Origin of the sequence: Burkholderia sp. COPS (genome assembly GCF_019425585.1) — a bacterium.
Lineage (GTDB): Bacteria > Pseudomonadota > Gammaproteobacteria > Burkholderiales > Burkholderiaceae > Burkholderia > Burkholderia cepacia.
The window spans coordinates 12,052-29,159 of record NZ_WIXR01000044.1; the positions used below are offsets into that span (position 1 = coordinate 12,052).

General features: G+C 67.0%; 22 protein-coding genes and 1 riboswitch. Of the genes, 11 read left to right on the forward strand and 11 right to left on the reverse strand.

Annotated features, from left to right (window positions below; translation table 11 throughout):
• Positions 1 to 96: 96 nt before the first annotated feature.
• From tolA to FOZ70_RS30055, 5 genes are all read right to left on the reverse strand, one after another.
• Positions 97 to 1,167 carry a cell envelope integrity protein TolA gene (gene tolA, locus FOZ70_RS30035; RefSeq protein ID WP_021157172.1) on the reverse strand — a complete coding sequence of 357 codons (1,071 nt, stop codon included), beginning with the start codon at positions 1,165 to 1,167 and terminating at the stop codon, positions 97 to 99.
• A complete protein-coding gene (tolR, locus tag FOZ70_RS30040) occupies positions 1,164 to 1,613 on the reverse strand; it encodes a protein TolR (RefSeq protein WP_011351075.1) in 450 nt (149 codons plus the stop codon). The genes tolA and tolR overlap by 4 nt, the downstream gene beginning before the upstream one ends.
• A gap of 10 nt (positions 1,614 to 1,623) precedes the next feature.
• The gene (tolQ, locus tag FOZ70_RS30045; protein ID WP_021157170.1) at positions 1,624 to 2,301 is read right to left on the reverse strand and encodes a protein TolQ; all 678 of its coding nucleotides are present in this window, start codon (positions 2,299 to 2,301) and stop codon (positions 1,624 to 1,626) included.
• Between the two features lie 130 nt (positions 2,302 to 2,431).
• Entirely contained in the window at positions 2,432 to 2,917 is a 486-nt protein-coding gene (ybgC, locus tag FOZ70_RS30050) for a tol-pal system-associated acyl-CoA thioesterase (protein ID WP_042973175.1), read from the reverse strand.
• A 101-nt stretch (positions 2,918 to 3,018) separates the two neighbouring features.
• Positions 3,019 to 3,765, reverse strand: a complete 747-nt coding sequence (locus tag FOZ70_RS30055; RefSeq protein WP_021157168.1) for an SDR family NAD(P)-dependent oxidoreductase — start codon at positions 3,763 to 3,765, stop codon at positions 3,019 to 3,021.
• A gap of 180 nt (positions 3,766 to 3,945) precedes the next feature.
• A riboswitch (ZMP/ZTP riboswitch) is annotated at positions 3,946 to 4,046 on the forward strand.
• A gap of 137 nt (positions 4,047 to 4,183) precedes the next feature.
• Between FOZ70_RS30055 and glyA the strand changes: the two genes are divergently transcribed.
• From glyA to FOZ70_RS30090, 7 genes are all read left to right on the forward strand, one after another.
• Positions 4,184 to 5,431 (forward strand): serine hydroxymethyltransferase, encoded by a 1,248-nt coding sequence (gene glyA, locus FOZ70_RS30060; protein WP_021157166.1) that lies wholly within the window; start codon positions 4,184 to 4,186, stop codon positions 5,429 to 5,431.
• A 6-nt stretch (positions 5,432 to 5,437) separates the two neighbouring features.
• Complete coding sequence (gene nrdR, locus FOZ70_RS30065; protein WP_006476792.1) at positions 5,438 to 5,917, forward strand: transcriptional regulator NrdR; 480 nt, start codon at positions 5,438 to 5,440, stop codon at positions 5,915 to 5,917.
• Positions 5,918 to 6,070: 153 nt separating this feature from the next.
• A complete protein-coding gene (locus FOZ70_RS30070) occupies positions 6,071 to 6,634 on the forward strand; it encodes a GspH/FimT family pseudopilin (protein ID WP_060051865.1) in 564 nt (187 codons plus the stop codon).
• Between the two features lie 17 nt (positions 6,635 to 6,651).
• On the forward strand, positions 6,652 to 7,041 hold the full coding sequence (locus tag FOZ70_RS30075) for a hypothetical protein (protein ID WP_192499525.1): 390 nt from the start codon (positions 6,652 to 6,654) through the stop codon (positions 7,039 to 7,041).
• Positions 7,031 to 7,864: a PilW family protein gene (locus FOZ70_RS30080; protein WP_219707434.1), complete on the forward strand. Its 834-nt coding sequence runs from the start codon at positions 7,031 to 7,033 to the stop codon at positions 7,862 to 7,864. The genes FOZ70_RS30075 and FOZ70_RS30080 overlap by 11 nt, the downstream gene beginning before the upstream one ends.
• 203 nt (positions 7,865 to 8,067) lie before the next feature.
• Entirely contained in the window at positions 8,068 to 8,529 is a 462-nt protein-coding gene (locus tag FOZ70_RS30085) for a hypothetical protein (protein ID WP_346656422.1), read from the forward strand.
• A gap of 14 nt (positions 8,530 to 8,543) precedes the next feature.
• Positions 8,544 to 8,972 (forward strand): type IV pilin protein, encoded by a 429-nt coding sequence (locus tag FOZ70_RS30090; protein WP_219707436.1) that lies wholly within the window; start codon positions 8,544 to 8,546, stop codon positions 8,970 to 8,972.
• A gap of 54 nt (positions 8,973 to 9,026) precedes the next feature.
• Here the strand turns inward: FOZ70_RS30090 and FOZ70_RS30095 are convergent, their stop codons facing one another.
• The 4 genes from FOZ70_RS30095 to FOZ70_RS30110 all read right to left on the reverse strand — a co-directional run bounded on the left by FOZ70_RS30095 (position 9,027) and on the right by FOZ70_RS30110 (position 10,561).
• Positions 9,027 to 9,470: a DUF3318 domain-containing protein gene (locus FOZ70_RS30095; protein ID WP_124626536.1), complete on the reverse strand. Its 444-nt coding sequence runs from the start codon at positions 9,468 to 9,470 to the stop codon at positions 9,027 to 9,029.
• A 43-nt stretch (positions 9,471 to 9,513) separates the two neighbouring features.
• A complete protein-coding gene (locus FOZ70_RS30100; RefSeq protein ID WP_021157159.1) occupies positions 9,514 to 9,903 on the reverse strand; it encodes a phage holin family protein in 390 nt (129 codons plus the stop codon).
• Between the two features lie 122 nt (positions 9,904 to 10,025).
• Positions 10,026 to 10,328, reverse strand: coding sequence for a YqjD family protein (locus FOZ70_RS30105; RefSeq protein ID WP_006494044.1), 303 nt, complete (start codon positions 10,326 to 10,328; stop codon positions 10,026 to 10,028).
• 32 nt (positions 10,329 to 10,360) lie between these two features.
• Positions 10,361 to 10,561, reverse strand: coding sequence for a hypothetical protein (locus FOZ70_RS30110; RefSeq protein WP_124589402.1), 201 nt, complete (start codon positions 10,559 to 10,561; stop codon positions 10,361 to 10,363).
• An 85-nt stretch (positions 10,562 to 10,646) separates the two neighbouring features.
• Here FOZ70_RS30110 and FOZ70_RS30115 point away from each other — a divergent pair, with 85 nt between their 5' ends.
• Complete coding sequence (locus FOZ70_RS30115) at positions 10,647 to 11,285, forward strand: peroxiredoxin (protein ID WP_021157158.1); 639 nt, start codon at positions 10,647 to 10,649, stop codon at positions 11,283 to 11,285.
• A 150-nt stretch (positions 11,286 to 11,435) separates the two neighbouring features.
• Here the strand turns inward: FOZ70_RS30115 and FOZ70_RS30120 are convergent, their stop codons facing one another.
• Entirely contained in the window at positions 11,436 to 12,623 is a 1,188-nt protein-coding gene (locus tag FOZ70_RS30120) for an acyl-CoA dehydrogenase (protein ID WP_021157157.1), read from the reverse strand.
• A 127-nt stretch (positions 12,624 to 12,750) separates the two neighbouring features.
• Here FOZ70_RS30120 and FOZ70_RS30125 point away from each other — a divergent pair, with 127 nt between their 5' ends.
• Positions 12,751 to 13,542, forward strand: a complete 792-nt coding sequence (locus FOZ70_RS30125; RefSeq protein WP_021157156.1) for an IclR family transcriptional regulator — start codon at positions 12,751 to 12,753, stop codon at positions 13,540 to 13,542.
• Positions 13,543 to 13,697: 155 nt separating this feature from the next.
• A complete protein-coding gene (locus FOZ70_RS30130) occupies positions 13,698 to 14,108 on the forward strand; it encodes a GFA family protein (protein ID WP_219707437.1) in 411 nt (136 codons plus the stop codon).
• A gap of 146 nt (positions 14,109 to 14,254) precedes the next feature.
• Here the strand turns inward: FOZ70_RS30130 and FOZ70_RS30135 are convergent, their stop codons facing one another.
• The gene (locus FOZ70_RS30135) at positions 14,255 to 15,058 is read right to left on the reverse strand and encodes an EAL domain-containing protein (RefSeq protein ID WP_021157154.1); all 804 of its coding nucleotides are present in this window, start codon (positions 15,056 to 15,058) and stop codon (positions 14,255 to 14,257) included.
• Positions 15,059 to 15,431: 373 nt separating this feature from the next.
• On the opposite strand from FOZ70_RS30135, the gene FOZ70_RS30140 reads away from it, so the two are divergent.
• Positions 15,432 to 17,084: an FAD-dependent oxidoreductase gene (locus FOZ70_RS30140; protein WP_060051871.1), complete on the forward strand. Its 1,653-nt coding sequence runs from the start codon at positions 15,432 to 15,434 to the stop codon at positions 17,082 to 17,084.
• Positions 17,085 to 17,108 lie beyond the last annotated feature (24 nt).

Here is a 17,108-nt window from a genome sequence, read left to right on the forward strand (position 1 = left end):
CCGTATGGCTGGATCGCTGCGCAACGGCAGAGACAGTAAAAATACCCGATTCGTTCCCGTCCGACAGCGACGCCCGGAGTGTAAGCGCATTTCGTTTCACTCCGCCGCCTTGAAGGTAATCGTAATGTCAGACGGGGTACGACCGTTAGAATCGGGCGGCAACGGGACCGATGCGTGGATCGCATTGACCACGGCTTGATCCCACCCCGAATTCCCGCTGGAGCGGGAGACCGATGCGCTCAATACGTCACCGGACGGCGTGCACCGAATCTTGACGACGGTGGTCAGGCCTGCCCGCTCGCCGCCCCAAACGATGTTCGGCTTGACGCGGCGGCGCACCTTGTCGGCATAGCCGGGCGTCGCGGCATTGCCGCCGGAACCCGTACCGGTGCCGCTTTTCGCGAGGCCTTCGCCGCCGCCTTCACCGGCGCCGGACAGGCCCTGCATCTGCGCGAGACGCGCGCTGCGCTCGCGGTCGAGCTTCGCGTTCGCCGCCGCATTGGCCTTCGCGCGTGCGGTGGCTTCGGCCTTCGCCTTGGCCTGGGCTTCCGCCTTTGCCTTCGCGGCCGCGTCGGCTTTCGCCTTCGCCGCCTGCTGCGCTTCGAGCTGCGCCTGCTTCTGCTGCTGGAGTTTCTGCTGTTCGAGCTTCTGCTGCTCAAGCTTCTGCTGCTCGGCGAGCTGCTGTTGCCTGAGCTTGTCGGCCTGTTTCTGCCGGTCCCGTTCCGCGGCCTTTTGCGCGGCGAGTGCGGCTGCCTGCTGCGCGGCAAGCTGCGCGCGCCGGGCTTCCTCTTCCTGTTGCGCCTTCAACTGCTGTGCGCGGCGCTGCTGCTCGAGCAGCGCTTCACGCGCGGCCGCTTCCTGCTGCCGCTTCTTCTGCTGCAGCGCGATGTCGGCCTGCTCGTCGCGCACGGGGGGAGCGGGGGGCGCGACCTTCGCGGGCGGCGCGGGCGTGACGACGGGCCGCGGTGCGGGCACGTCGGGCACCTCGGTCCACAGCTCGGCTTCGGCGCCGGCCGGCGTGCTGTTCTGCCACTGCACGCCGTGATAGAGGAACAGCGCGAGCAGCACGTGCATCAGCGCGGCGAGCGCGAATGCGCGCCAGGTACCGCGCTCGCGGGGAGGCTGAGGCGGGTAGGCGGAGCTGCGCGTGGATTGCTGCCGGTTCATTGCGATTTGACGAGGAGGCCGACGCGCTTGACGCCGCGCGCCTTCAGATCGGACATCACGGTCATGACCGCATCGTACTGCACGGTCTTGTCGGCCGCGATCACGACCGGCTGGTCGGGATGATCGGCCTGCCGGGCCACGATGAAGCTGTCGAGCTCGGCCTTCGTCATCGTGTCTTCCTGGGTCGCGCCCGAGTCGCCCTTGTACTTGACGCTCATCGTGCGATCGGCCTTGATGTTGACGACGACGGGCGGCGTCTGCTCCTGCGGCGCGGCGTTGCCGACGGTCGGCAGGTTGATGATCGACGGGGCGACGAGCGGTGCGGTGACCATGAAGATCACGAGCAGCACCAGCATCACGTCGATGTACGGCACGACGTTGATGTCGGCCATTGCACGGCGCGAGCGGCCGCCGCGCATGCTGGATCGGATGGGGCTTCCTGCCATGGCGCGCTCCTTACTGGGCCTGACGCTGCAGGATGTTCGAGAACTCTTCGATGAAGGTCTCGAAGCGGATCGCGAGGCGGTCGATGTCGTGCGCGTAGCGGTTGTACGCGACCACGGCCGGAATCGCGGCGAACAGGCCGATCGCGGTGGCGACGAGCGCCTCGGCGATGCCTGGCGCGACGTTCGCGAGCGTGGCCTGCTGCACGTTCGCGAGGCCGCGGAACGAGTTCATGATCCCCCAGACCGTGCCGAACAGGCCGATGTACGGGCTGACCGAGCCGACCGACGCGAGGAACGCGAGGTTCGCTTCGAGCACGTCCATCTCACGCTGGAACGACGCGCGCATCGCGCGGCGTGCGCCGTCGAGCACGAGGCCCGGATCGCTGATGCGCTTTTCCTTCGCCTTCAGGAACTCGCGCATGCCCGATTCGAAGATCCGCTCGAGCGCGCCGATCGTGTGGCGGTTGTTGGCTGCGCTCTGGTACAGCGCCTGCAGGTCGCCGCCCGACCAGAAATCCTTCTCGAAGCGTTCGGTCTGCGCGCGGGCGCGGCGGATCGCGAACCACTTGCGGAAGATGAAGGTCCACGACATCAGCGACAGCAGCAGCAGCAGCCCCATCACGGCCTGGGCCAGCACGCTCGCGTTGAGGACGAGGGAAATGATCGACAGGTCTTGAGAAGTGTTCATAGAGGTTTGAGTAACGTCCCTTCGGGGCGCCCGGTATGCGTGCGGCGCGGCGCGCCGGCCATGCCTGGCGCCGAACCTTGCTTAGTATCGAATCAGAAAGGCAAGTTCATAGGCTGTGTCTAAACGGCGCTCATGCGAGCTTCGTTGACAGTGCAGTCTGCCCGTCGTCGATGACGGGCCCGCGTTCCAGCGCGTCGAGCACGGCCGGCGGGATCGCCGCGGGCCGGATGCCGGTACGGTCGACGCAACCGAGGCGGATGTGCCCGGCCACGAGCAGCGTGTCTCCACACCAGGCTTCCTGCGTGAACTCCACCGATGCGCGGCCGATGCGTCCGGGCCGGCTCGTGATCGCCAGGGTGTCGTCGAGTCGCGCCGGTGCGCGGTAGTCGAGCGACGTGCTGCGGACGACGAAGATCGCACCGGTATCGTCGGCGAGCCGACGCTGGTCGATGCCGCAGGCGCGCAGCCACTCGGTGCGGGCGCGTTCGAAGAACTTCAGGTAGTTGGCATAGAAGACGATGCCGCCTGCGTCGGTATCCTCGTAGTACACGCGCACCGGCCAAATGAAGCCGGAGGGCGCTTCCGGGGAGCGGGTAGGCTGGGTCATGGCGCGCATTCTACCGGAAGGCAGGAGCCTGATTCGTAACCGATTCGTAACGGAATGTAGTATGCGGTAGCACACTGCTGGCCGGCCCGAAGGGGCCGGCCAGCGGGGCTTCAGCCGCGGTGGACGGTCGGGCCGCCGGGTGCTTGCGCGATCGGCATCAGCTCGATCGTGTTGACGTTGACATGCGCCGGGCGCGTCGCGATCCAGTAGATCGTGTCGGCGATGTCCTCGGGCATGAGCGGCTGGACGTTGTTGTAGACGTTCGCCGCCTTTTCGTTGTCGCCGCGATAACGGACGTTCGAGAATTCGGTGCCGCCGCACAGGCCGGGCTCGATGTCGGTGACGCGCAACGGCGTGCCGAGCAGGTCGGCGCGCAGGTTCAGGCTGAATTGTCTGACGAAAGCCTTGGTCGCCCCGTAGACGTTTCCGCCTGCATAAGGGTACGAACCCGCGACCGAGCCGAGATTGAAGATATGGCCGCGGCCGCGCTCGATCATGCCGGGCAGCAGCGCGTGCGTGACCGTGACGAGGCCCGTGCAGTTCGTGTCGATCATCGTGTGCCATTCGTCGAGGCTGGCCTTCTGGGCCGGCTCGACGCCGAGCGCGAGGCCGGCGTTGTTGACGAGCACGTCGAGCGCCGCGAATTCGGCGGGAAGGGCGGCCGGCACGGCCTCGACGGCCGCGCGATCGCGTACGTCGAGCTCGAGCGGCAGAAGGGAATCGCCGAGTTCGGCGGCGAGCGCATCGAGACGATCCTTGCGACGTGCGGTCGCGACGACGCGGTGGCCTCCGTTGACAAAGGCACGGGCGATGGCGGCGCCGAAGCCGGCGGACGCGCCTGTGACGAACACGATCATTGCTGCTCCTGGTCGAAGACAAAATAGCGGGTGATATCCCGCAAGCCTACTGAGAATGCCGCACCGCGGCAAGGCGGCAAAGCGTTCCGGCACGGGCGCGTAGAGTCTGGCCCCAATTGCTTCGGGCGCACCGCCGTGCGGTTGCCTATTCATGACGCATCCAATACACTAACGCGCTCATCACCCCTGCGTGACTGGCGATAGAACCCTTCGGGTTCAAGGTGGAGCATCCCACCGTGAAGCGCGGGGCGCCGTTTTTGCCGTTCGCCTGGGCAGCCGTTGTGCGCCGTCGCGTGCATCGCCGGTGGCTGTCCTGCCTCGCGTCATACGGATTCTTCCGCCACGTCGAGCTGGTCCCGCCAGCAGCGCACCGTACTCGGCCACTTCGGTCAACCTGTACACACTTAACGGAAACCGTATGTTTGACAGAGCCCAAAGCACCATCGCGAACGTCGATCCCGAAATCTTTGCTGCGATCGAGCAGGAAAACCGCCGCCAGGAAGATCACATCGAGCTGATCGCGTCGGAAAACTACACGAGCCCGGCGGTGATGGCCGCGCAGGGTTCGCAGCTCACGAACAAGTACGCGGAAGGCTATCCGGGCAAGCGCTACTACGGCGGCTGCGAATACGTGGACGTGGTCGAGCAGCTGGCGATCGATCGCGTGAAGCAGCTGTTCGGCGCGGAAGCGGCGAACGTGCAGCCGAACTCGGGTTCGCAGGCGAACCAGGGCGTGTTCTTCGCGATGCTCAAGCCGGGCGACACGATCATGGGCATGAGCCTCGCGCACGGCGGCCACCTGACGCACGGTTCGCCGGTGAACATGTCGGGCAAGTGGTTCAACGTGGTGAGCTACGGCCTGAACGAGAACGAAGACATCGATTACGAAGCGGCCGAGAAGCTGGCGCAGGAACACAAGCCGAAGCTGATCGTCGCGGGCGCGTCGGCGTTCTCGCTGAAGATCGATTTCGAGCGTCTGGCGAAGATCGCGAAGTCGGTCGGTGCGTACCTGATGGTCGACATGGCGCACTACGCCGGCCTGATCGCTGCAGGCGTGTACCCGAACCCGGTGCCGCACGCGGACTTCGTGACGACGACGACACACAAGAGCCTGCGCGGCCCGCGCGGCGGCGTGATCCTGATGAAGGCGGAGTACGAGAAGCCGATCAATTCGGCGATCTTCCCGGGGATCCAGGGCGGCCCGCTGATGCACGTGATCGCGGGCAAGGCGGTGGCGTTCAAGGAAGCCCTGTCGCCGGAATTCAAGGCGTACCAGGAGAAGGTGGTCGAGAACGCACGTGTGCTGGCCGAAACGCTGGTGAAGCGCGGGCTGCGGATCGTGTCGGGCCGCACGGAAAGCCACGTGATGCTGGTCGACCTGCGCGCGAAGAACATCACCGGCAAGGCAGCGGAAGCCGCGCTCGGCGCCGCGCACATCACGGTGAACAAGAACGCGATCCCGAACGATCCGGAAAAGCCGTTCGTGACGAGCGGCGTGCGCCTGGGCTCGCCGGCGATGACGACGCGCGGGTTCGGTCCGGCGGAGGCGGAACAGGTGGGCAACCTGATCGCTGACGTGCTGGACAACCCGGAAGATGCAGCGACGATCGAGCGCGTGCGCGCGCAGGTCGCCGAGCTGACCAAGCGTTTCCCGGTCTATCGCTGATCGACGATGCGCTGCCCGTTCTGCCGGCATGACGACACGCAGGTCGTGGACTCGCGCGTGTCCGAAGATGGCGCCGCGATCCGGCGGCGCCGTCGCTGCTCGGCTTGCGACAAGCGCTTCACGACGTACGAGCGGGTCGAGCTGTCCCTGCCGTTCGTCGTGAAGAAGGACGGCAGCCGCACGGAATTCGACCGTCGCAAGATCGTCGCCAGCATGCAACTCGCGCTGCGCAAGCGGCCGGTTGCCGCCGACGCGATCGACGCGGCGGTCGCCCGCATCGAGTATCAACTGCTCGCGACCGGCGAGCGTGAAGTGCGTAGCGAGAAGCTGGGCGAACTCGTGATGAACGAGTTGCGCGGCCTCGATACGATCGCCTATGTGCGCTTCGCATCGGTGTATCGCCGGTTCGAGGACGTGTCCGAATTTGCCGACGTGATCGAAGAGTTCCGTCGCGCCTCTCCCGCCAAGACTCCGCGTAAGCGCTGACGCGCTGCGTCCGTTCATCGTCTTCTCCGTTGGATCAGTTCGCGCCGATTGTGTCGGTCGCGATCGCATGCCGCCAGTCGGCCGTTCGGCAAATGGCGCGCGTCCGCACGCGTCGCTACAGTCGTCGCATCACCTTGGCGAAGGACGGCTGCGATGGGACTGCACGCTTTACCCCTGAAAAATGTGTTGCGCCGCTCGGGCGGGTTCACGCTCGTCGAGCTGATGGTCGCGCTTTCGCTGGCGGCCGGGCTCGCGCTCCATGCGGCGCCCGCGTTCGATCAGTGGCGCATGCGTGAACGTGTGGATGCACGCTCGCGCGCGTTGCTCGGCGCGCTGTCGTTTGCACGTACCGAGGCGATGCGCCTCGGCGTGCGCGTCACGCTGTGCAGGGCCGGGAGCGGCGGCACCTGTTTGCGTGCGGGTGAGCGGTGCGATCCGGCCGAATGGTCGTGCGACTGGATCGTCAGCGGGCAGGTCGACGGGCAGTCACGCGTGCTGAGGCGCTATCCGCGCGATGTCGAAGTGGCCGTCGCGGGTGCGGCGCACGATCTCGCATTTGCGCCGCCGGTCGGTCAGGCAATCGGTGGTATCCGGCGGTTCGAATTGAGTCCACGACGCGACGTATCGGGGGCTGACGCGACACGTGCGTCGCGTTGCGTGCGGATCGCGGCAGGTGGCCGGGCGCGGGTTGTCGCCGGCCGCTGCGACGCGGCGTGAGTGTCATGCGCAACGCAATGCGCGGCACGTCGCTGCTCGAAGCGATGCTGGCCGTCGCGCTCCTCGCGGCCGTCATGCTGGCCGTGGCGGGCAGCCAGCTTGCGATGGCGCGTGCGCAGCGCGCGACGATCTGGCGTGAACGCGCGCTGTGGCTGGCTGATGCGCGTATCGAGCGCTTGCACGTGGCCGCGCAGGCTGACGATGGCCTCGCGGCGCGGGCCGCGGCGTCGCTGCCCGGCGGCGCGATGATGCGTGGCGATGGGCCGGGTGGCGTCAGCTACGCGGTTGTCGGCTGGCGCGGCGGTCATGCGGCTACCGGGCCGCGATGCGATGCGACGGGCAGGTCGGCGCAGCTGTCGTCTTGCGTCCGGATTCCGTATCGGGAGACTGACGCCGATGAACGCTGATCGCCGCACGCGTGCGCATACGCTGCTTGAAGTATTGATTTCGATGACCGTCGGTCTGCTCGTGCTCGTGGCGGCCGGTGCGCTGCTCCACGCGCAGCGCATCGCCCAGCGGCGTGCGGACGACGGGTTCCGGATGCGCGATGCGGCCGGCACCGCACTGATGCTGATCGGCCAGCAGATCCAGATGGCAGGATTCCGGCCGCTCGATGCAGGGGGCGTGTCGTCGTTGCCGCCGGTGTTCGGCTGTTCGATGGCGCGTGCGAGGGGAAGTGGCGCGCAAGTGCGGTGCGAGCCCGTGCGCGCTGCATCGGATGCGCTGCTGATCCGGTATGTCGGCGACGCCGTGTCGACGTGGCCCACCGTTAGCGGCCAGGTGCCGGATTGCCTCGGGCAGGGTATTGGCGGGGCCGGCGAACGTGCGCCGGTGGAGAACCGCTTCGATGTGCACGTTAGTCCGTCGACGGGTGAGCCCGAACTGTATTGCGAAGGAAACGGCCGTCCGGGCACGCCGCAGCCGGTCGTGTCGGGAATCGATCAGTTGCGGGTGCGCTATCTTCGTCGCGGAGGCACGCAGTTCGTCGATGCCGATGCCATGCGCGTCGACGACTGGCGCGAGGTCGTGGCCGTGCATGTCTGCGTGCGGGCGCGCGGTGAACCGTCGGGCGAGCCGGTGCGGCACGTCGACTGCGATGGTCGTACCGTCGTTGCACAAGACGGCCGCGCGCGCATGACGCTCGATCGCATCGTCGCGTTGAGGAATGTCGCGGGCGCATTCGACGATACGCCGCGCGATGCAACGGATGAACGCGAGGTGCTGCGATGAGCGGAGCGGGGCGGTACGCACCGCAGCGGCCGGGATGCGGCGCGGCAGGCAACACGCACGAACGTGTCGCGACAAGTGGCGAAGACCTGCGGCGGGCTGCGGGTGCGGAGGTCCTGGCGTCGAGACGGCGAGCGCCGCACCTGCGCTTGCGGTCAACCAGCCGTGATCGGCGTCGCGAAGCGGGCCTTGCATTGCCCGTGGTGATCGCGGTCGGCGCGGCGGTTGCGGCGTTGACAGGCACGTGGTTCGAGGCTGCACTGACGGAATCGCGCCGCACGCGCGCGTTGTCCGATCGGCTGGTCGCATTTCACGCGGCCGATGCCGCGCTTGCAGCGTGCACAGCGCGATTGCGCCGGGGCTCGGCGCCCTACGTAAGCGAAGGCGAGTCGCATGCGGAGCCCGACGCGTGGCGGCGCGCGCCGGCGCTGGCGGCGGCCGAAGCGTTCGCGCCGTTCGCAGGATGGCCGGCGGTCGGGCAACCGCCACGATGCCTGATCGAAGCGTGGCGCGGGGCAGCGCCGGCCGATGCCCGTGCGTACGTGGTCACCGCGCGAGGTGTCGGTGCGCATGCATCGAGCGCCGTCTGGCTGCAGCATCAGGTCGCGATCCGCGACGGACACATCGTCGCCTTGCGCTGGCGTCACGTCGCGACGGTGCCTCGATGAGCGGTGGCCCATCCATGCAACGCGCGGCGGGATTCACGCTGATCGAGCTGATGATCGTGCTCGCGATCGTCGCGGTGCTGGCCGGATGGGGCATTCCGTCGTATCGCGAGCAGGTGGCGCGCGCTCATCGCGCATCGGCAGTCGCCGCGCTGTACCGGGCGGCCCAATATCTCGAAGCACTGGAGGGCGTACCGCCTTCGGCATTGCCCACGGCACTCGCGCAAGCGCCGCCGGACGCCCGCGCGGTCTATCGTTTGGCGCTCCGGCGGCCGGACGGCGACGATTCGGCCGTGAGCTACGAGCTGGAAGCCATCCCGCTCGACACCGGCCCGATGCACGGCGATGCATGCGGCGCGTTCACGTTGCGCTCGGACGGGGCGAAAGGCAATGTCCGAAGTGATGCCGTCGACGGACAGGACGCCGCGTGCTGGGGTGTGCGTTGAGTTCGAACGAAAGGCGCGCCACGGCGGATGGCCGTGCGCGCAGGATGCCGACGATCAGTCGTCGTGCGCGTCGAGCGCGCGCTCGTCCCGTGACGCCTTCCAGATCCGGTAGACCTCCCATGCAGCGAAACCGAGGGTGCCCCACTTCAGCGCGGGCCCCGCGCTCGCGCGCAGCAGCGAGCGAACGGGTTTGGCGAGCACGAGCGATGCGAGCGAACTCAGCATCGGATACTGGTTGACGAGCTGGCCGAGGCTCGCGTTCAGGTTCCTGGCGGACTGGCCGAACTTGTTGCTGGACAGGCCGGGGATGAACACCTTGAGCCAGCTGAAGCGCGTGACGGCCTGGCGCATTTCGCCGGCGGCTTCCGCGAGTTCGAGCCGCTCGACTTCGGATCGCAGGATCAACAGTTCCTTGCGGAGCGCGCGATGCTGCGACGCGCTCCAGTTCGATCGCGACGAATGGGAGCGGGGGGAATTGCCCGTGACGTTCTGGCTCATGGCGCGTCGGCGAAGTAGGTGGGAGGGGTGAGCGCGACTGCGTTCACGGCTTGCCGCGGAACAGTTCGCGGTCTTTCTCGAGTTCGGCGAGCGTCGCCTCGAATACGGTCGGCGCGTCGCGCAGGCCCGAGCGGGCTTTCAGTGCGCACGCGATCCCGCCTGCGGCATAGAGCGCGGTGATCGCCGCGAGCGATTGCCAGCGGTAGGTATCCCAGAACGCGATCGCGACGAGTACGGTCAGGCTGATGAGTGCCATCGTCGCGAGCATCATCGCGGCGAGCCCGAGGAACAGCACGCCCATCAGGCGCTCCTTCTCCTCGGCAAGCTCGATGCCCACCAGTTCGAGGCGCGTTTGCAAAAGCCCGATCGCGGAGCCGACGAGGCGGCGCAGCGGTCCTTGGCCGGACGGCTGCGAGGTGGTGTCTGTCGTCATGGGTGAGGTGCGTGCGCGTGCAGTGTGCAGCTAGGACAAAGCTGGCCGGCGGAAACCGCCGGCTGGCTTCGACGCCCGCAGGCCGCGTGAAGCGGCCCGCGGGACGGAACGCGCAGGGCGCGTTACTTGCGGTTGATCAGCAGGCCGATCAGCACGCCGACGCCGGCGGCGACGCCGATCGACGTCCACGGATGCTCGTGCACGTAATCGTCGGTCGCGCGGGCGGCCTTCTTGCCTTTCTCGACCACGACGACCTGGACGTCGGCTGCCTTTTCCTTGGCCTGCTTCAGGCGCGACATGGCTTTCTCGCGCAGCTCGGCCGCACGGTCGCCCGTGCTGCTCGCAGCTTGCTTGAGCAGGTCTTCGGCGTCCGAGAGAACGGTTTTGATATCCGACATCAGTTTCTCCTTGTTGATTTCCGACATTGCAACTCCCTTCATGCTGTCATGCTGCAGGTTCACATCGTAGCGAAACGCCTGCCTGCTGGCGAGCCGGGAAGAAACACGACGGCAGCGCAAGACCGCATGGTAAACGATTTGTAATCATCAACAGAGCGGCAAACGGGGTGAAAAGTTTCCCGCAGGGCTGCCAGCGCTGCATCGACACCGGGCAAAAATGACAAAAAAGTATGAATATCAAACGGAATAATCGTTCGCATGCCCCATTGCTTCCCGTAAGCTGACAGACTTTCCCGCGCCGACCCGGGCGCGGTTTCAACCAGCATCGTTCGAGGAGGGAACATCATGAGTCTGCGTCTTGGCGACATCGCACCGGATTTCGAGCAGGAATCGAGCCTGGGCCCGATCAAGTTTCACGAGTGGCTGGGTGACGGCTGGGGTGTCCTGTTCTCCCATCCGGCCGACTACACGCCGGTATGCACGACCGAACTCGGGCTGACCTCGAAACTGAAGGGCGAATTCGAGAAGCGCAACGTGAAGGTGATCGCGCTGTCGGTCGACGGCGTCGAATCGCACAAGGGCTGGATCAACGACATCAACGAAACGCAGTCGACCGTCGTCGGCTTCCCGATCATCGCCGATGCGGACCGCAAGGTTTCGCAGCTGTACGACATGATCCACCCGAACGCGAACGAAACGCTGACGGTGCGTTCGCTGTTCGTGATCGACCCGAACAAGAAGGTGCGGCTCATCATCACGTATCCGGCCAGCACCGGGCGCAACTTCGACGAAGTGCTGCGCGTGATCGACTCGCTGCAACTGACCGACAACTACAAGGTCGCGACGCCCGGCAACTGGAAGGATGGCGACGACGTCGTGATCGTGCCGTCGCTGCAGGATCCGGAAGAGCTGAAGAAGCGCTTCCCGAAGGGCTTCAAAGCAGTGCGTCCGTATCTGCGCCTCACGCCGCAGCCGAACAAGTAAGCATCGGCGGCACGTGAACGCGATACCGGGCCGCCGGCCCGGAGCGCGGATCCGATGAAAAACGGCCCGCCCGGCAGTGATGCCGGGCGGGCCGTGTCTTTTATGCGCGCGCGGTGCGGCATGGCTGCCGGGCGCGCCGCATCCGGCCGGTCAGAAGAACGCCTGGATGCCCGTCTGCGCGCGGCCGAGGATCAGCGCGTGGATGTCGTGCGTGCCTTCGTAGGTGTTGACCACTTCGAGGTTCACGAGGTGGCGCGCGACGCCGAATTCGTCGGAGATGCCGTTGCCGCCGAGCATGTCGCGCGCGAGCCGGGCGATGTCGAGCGCCTTGCCGCACGAGTTGCGCTTCATGATCGACGTGATTTCGACGGCCGCGGTGCCTTCGTCCTTCATCCGGCCGAGGCGCAGCACGCCTTGCAGGCCGAGCGTGATTTCGGTCTGCATGTCCGCGAGCTTTTTCTGGATCAGCTGGTTCGCGGCGAGCGGCCGGCCGAACTGCTGGCGGTCGAGCACGTACTGGCGCGCGGTGTGCCAGCACGATTCGGCGGCGCCCAGCGCGCCCCAGGCGATCCCGTAGCGGGCCGAGTTCAGGCACGTGAACGGGCCGCGCAGGCCGCTCACGTTCGGCATCAGGTTCTCTTCCGGTACGAACACCTCGTCGAGGACGATCTCGCCGGTGATCGATGCGCGCAGCCCGACCTTGCCGTGGATCGCGGGCGCCGACAGGCCCTTCCAGCCCTTTTCGAGGATGAAGCCGCGGATCGCGTCCTTGCCGTTCTCCTCGAGCTTCGCCCACACGACGAAGACGTCGGCGATCGGCGAGTTCGTGATCCACATCTTCGCGCCGGACAGCGAGTAGCCGCCGGGCACCTTCTTCGCGCGGGTGACCATGCTGCCCGGGTCGGAGCCATGGTTCGGCTCGGTCAGCCCGAAACAGCCGATCCATTCACCGGTCGCGAGTTTCGGCAGGTATTTCTGCTTCTGCGCGTCGGAGCCGAATTCGTAAATCGGCACCATCACGAGCGACGACTGGACGGACATCATCGACCGGTAGCCCGAATCGACGCGTTCGACTTCGCGCGCGATCAGTCCGTAGCTCACGTAATTGAGGCCGGGGCCGCCATATTCTTCGGGAATCGTCGGGCCGAGCAGGCCGACTTCGCCCATCTCGCGGAAGATTTCGGCGTCGGTGCGCTCGTGGCGGAACGCCTCGGTGACGCGCGGGGCGAGCTTGTCCTGCGCATACGCCTGCGCCGCGTCGCGCACCATCCGCTCTTCTTCGGTCAGTTGCTGGTCGAGCAGCAGCGGATCGTCCCAATGAAAAGTTGCAGCACTCATCGTCTCATCTCCTGTCGGGCAAAGCCGGCGCTTCAGCGCTTGCTCCGGCCCCATGCCAAAAGTTCGCTTGACTCGTGTTCCGCTGTGCGGAACAATGTTTTGCAAATCGAACCCAGTGTAGCACCAGATGACACTTTCAACCATCGACGAAACCACGATCGACGAGCGCAAGTTCGTCGTCGCGCTCGCGCGCGGGCTCGACCTGCTGCGCGCATTCCGGCCCGGCGAGACGATGCTCGGCAACCGCGACTTCGCGGAGCGCACGGGGCTGCCGAAAGCGACCGTGAACCGGCTCGCCTATACGCTGACCGTGCTCGGCTACCTGCGCTACGACGAGACGCTCGGAAAGTATGCGCTCGACGCCGGCGTGCTGTCGCTCGGCTACGCGCTGCTGTCCGGTTCGGGGACGCTCGACCTCGCGCGGCCGCACATGCAGGCGCTCGCGCGCGACATCGGCGCGGCCGTGTCGCTCGGCTGCCGCGACGGGCTCGACATGATCTATCTGGAGACGATCCGCAGCGAGACCGCGCTGACGCTCGGGCTCGCGCCCGGTTCGCGGCTGTCGATGCTGACGAGCTCGATGGGGCGCGCGTATCTGGCCGTACAGCCGGAGGACGTGCGCCGCGCGCTCTATGCGGAGCTGCACCGCGCGGCCGGCGGCGCGGCCGACGCCGATGCGCTCGTCGCCGCCGCGCAGCACGCGGTGGCCGAGTTCCCGGCGGGCGGTTGCTGTTATTCGTTCCGGGCGTGGCACATGGACGTCAACGCGGCGGCCGTGCCGTTTCGCGAGCCGCGCGAGGGGCGCTGGCTGATCCTGAGCTGCAGCGGCCCCGCATCGTCGATGGACGAGGAGGTGTTTCGCACGCAGGTCGGGCCGAAGCTGAAGGCGCTCGCGCAGCGGCTCGGGCAGACGGCCTGAGAAACGCGGCGCGTGTTGCCCTCGCACCGCAACCGCGTCGTCGCCGGTGAAGGTGTTGGTGATGGTGACGGCGGGTGACGGCTGCCGCCGTCTCTTGTGCCGCGCTCGAACCGCGCTCATCATCGTTCGCCAGCTTCCCGGCGACGAGGTCTGCGATGTCTCACCCCGAATCCATGGAAGGCGGATGCGCGTGCGGCGCGATCCGCTACCGTATCGCCCAGGTCCCGACCGACGCCGGCTTCTGCCACTGCCGGCTCTGCCAGCGCACGACCGGTGCGGCGGTCGTCGCATCGGCATCGGTGCCGATCGACGCGTTCGAATACCTGCAGGGCGAACCGACCGTCTACGCGTCGAGCGCGTGGGGCGAGCGGCGCTTCTGCGGCCGTTGCGGCGCGCAGCTCGAATACCGGCTGAACGACGCGCCGAAAACGGTCGAGATCAATTACGCCACGCTCGATGAGCCGTCGCGGCTACGTCCGGCGTGGCACGTCTGGTATGGGGATCGTTTCCCGGGCATCGAGATCGACGACGATCTGCCCAAGTACGACGATGGTGGAAGCGCGTAAGCGGTAACTGTCTGCACTGACGGGCAGGCGCCGAGCCGCGGTCGCCCCAGGCCATCCGATCGCTTCATCCTTCTTCAAGCGGCGCGACACCCTCGCCGCGCATCCGGCGCGCCGCTCCCCGCGTGCGCCGGCTACCTCCTGTCCGTTCAGGCCGTCACGACCTTCGCGAACACGGGCCCCTGCATGAACCGCACGTCGTGCTGGCGCAGCAGCTCGCACTGCGTTTCGTCGACGACGCCGTCGAAGATCAGCGGAATCCGCACGCGCTGCGCATATGCGACGAGCGCCTTGACCATCCCGTCGCGCAACGCGATGCCCGCATCCATCTTGATGTAGTCGGGGCGCGCCATGTCGGATTCGACCGCGAGGATGCGGCCCGGGTCGGGCAGCTTGTCCGCCACCTTGAAGCCGTGATGCTGGTAGCTGCGTGTCAGGTAGCCGAGGAAGGTCTTGTGCGCGACCGCGACCGCCGGCAGCTCGATCACGATCCGCTCGGGCGGCAGCCCGAAGCGCTGCAGCACCGACGAGAAATGCTTGCCGTGGTCGTACTTCACGCTCTTCAGCAGGCGTTCGTGCACGCGCAGGAACAACAGCCCGTGGCGCTGGGCGCCGAAGAAATTGATTGCGTGCAGTGCGCGCGACAGGCGGTCGATCGCCACGAGCGTCTGGTCGTCGACGGCCGAGTCGACCGGATCGTGCGGCGCGCCCGTGACGACGGTCACGGCCTGGAAGCCGAGCTCGTCGCCATAGCGCTCGATGGCGTCGGCGAACGACGTCGATTGCGGCGCGCCCGGCATCGTCACGTCGTAGATCGGTTCGTAGGCGCTGCCGAGCGTGCGCTCGGGCAGGTTCGCGCTTGCGGTGCCGCCATCGGCGAGCGCGAGGTGATCCCGCAGATACGGCAGTTGCCCGGCACGGGCGACCAGCTCGGGAATGGTGGGCGGAATCATCGGCGTGAGAAGGAAAAACGGCGGCCGAACGGGCCGCCTCGTAGCTTGATATTAGCAGTGCCGGCCAAGCTCGGCTCGGCGTTTCACTTATATGGTTATCCCGTCTTCGAGCCTCCGCCTAGGGTTTACGTTGATTTCACTATTCGTAATTGGTTTTACTATTCGTAAATCCAGAATTTGTCGCCGATCAAGAAATGCGGCAGGCGGGCGCCGCGAAACGGCGCCGTTCGCGAATCAACAGGAAGCAAGGAGCGAGACGTGGCGGTTGACAGGAATGGGACGCGGGACGGCGGCGCGGCGCGCCGGCAGGCGACGGGCGGGATGACGGGCGAGCAGGCGCGCGCCCGGCAGGGTTGAGGGGCGGACGGCGACCATGAGCATCGATTACCAGACGCTGAAGTTCGAATACCGTCCGCGTGCGCAGGACGCAACCGTTCACCCGGTGATCGTCGTCGGCGCGGGCCCGGTGGGCCTCGCGGCGGCGATCGACCTCGCGCAGCAGGGCGTGCCCGTCGTGCTGCTCGACGACGACGACACGCTGTCCACCGGCTCGCGCGCGATCTGCTTCGCGAAGCGCACGCTCGAGATCTTCGACCGGCTAGGCTGCGGCGAGCGCTTCGTCGACAAGGGTGTCAGCTGGCACGTCGGCAAGGTGTTCCTGCAGGACGAGCAACTGTACGCATTCGACCTGCTGCCCGAGGAAGGGCATGCGCGCCCCGCGTTCATCAACCTGCAGCAGTACTACGTCGAAGGTTATCTGGCCGATCGTGCGTTCGAGCTGCCGAACATCGATATCCGCTGGAAGCACAAGGTGACGGGCATCGAGCAGGCGGCCGAACACGCGGTGCTGACGATCGAGACGCCGGAAGGCCTCGCGACGCTGCGCGCGCAGTACGTGATCGCGGCCGACGGCTCGCGCAGCCCGATGCGCACGATGATGGGCCTCGAAAGCCACGGCCGCACGTTCAAGGACCGCTTCCTGATCGCCGACGTGAAGATGAAGGCGGAGTTTCCGACCGAGCGCTGGTTCTGGTTCGACCCGCCGTTCCACCCCAATCAGTCGGTGCTGCTGCATCGCCAGCCCGACAACGTGTGGCGCATCGACTTCCAGCTCGGCTGGGATGCCGATCCGGTCGCCGAGAAGCAGCCGGAGCGCGTGATCCCGCGCGTGCGCGCGCTGCTCGGGCCGGACGTCGAGTTCGAGCTCGAATGGGTGAGCGTCTATACGTTCCGCTGCCAGCGGATGGATACGTTCCGTCACGGCCGCGTACTGTTCGCGGGCGACTCCGCGCACGGCGTGTCGCCGTTCGGCGCGCGCGGCGCGAACAGCGGCGTGCAGGACGCCGACAACCTCGCCTGGAAGCTGAAGCTCGTGCTCGACGGCCGTTCGGCCGACCGCCTGCTCGATACGTATGCGAGCGAGCGCGAGTTCGCGGCCGACGAGAACATCCGCAACTCGACGCGCTCGACGGACTTCATCACGCCGAAAAGCCCGGTGTCGCGCGTATTCCGCGACGCGACGCTGAAGCTCGCGCGCGACTGCGAGTTCGCGCGCAAGCTCGTGAACAGCGGCCGCCTGTCGGTGCCGGCGGTGCTGGCCGACTCGCCGCTGAACACGCCGGACCGCAATGGCGACGCATTCGCGGGTGCGATGCGCCCGGGCGCGGCGGCAGCCGATGCGCCGGTGCGTGCACAGGGCGCGCCGGGCTGGCTGCTGCAGCATCTGGGCAGCGGCTTCACCGGCGTGCTGTTCGGGCTGCCGGGCGATGCGGGCGCGCTCGCGCAGGCGCTCGACGGCCTCGCGTTGCCGGTGCGGCCCGTGCTCGTCGTGCCGGCCGGGCACGCGCAGCCGGTCGCGGGTGTCGACGTCGTGGAGGACGTCGACGGTTTCGCCGCGCAACGCTACGACGCGAAGCCCGGCACGTTCTACCTGCTGCGCCCCGACCAGCATGTCTGTGCCCGCATGCGCACGCTCGAGCGCCAGGCGCTTGCCGACGCGCTGGCGCGCGCGACCTGCGCACGCTGAATACGATAAAGACACCGGAGACTC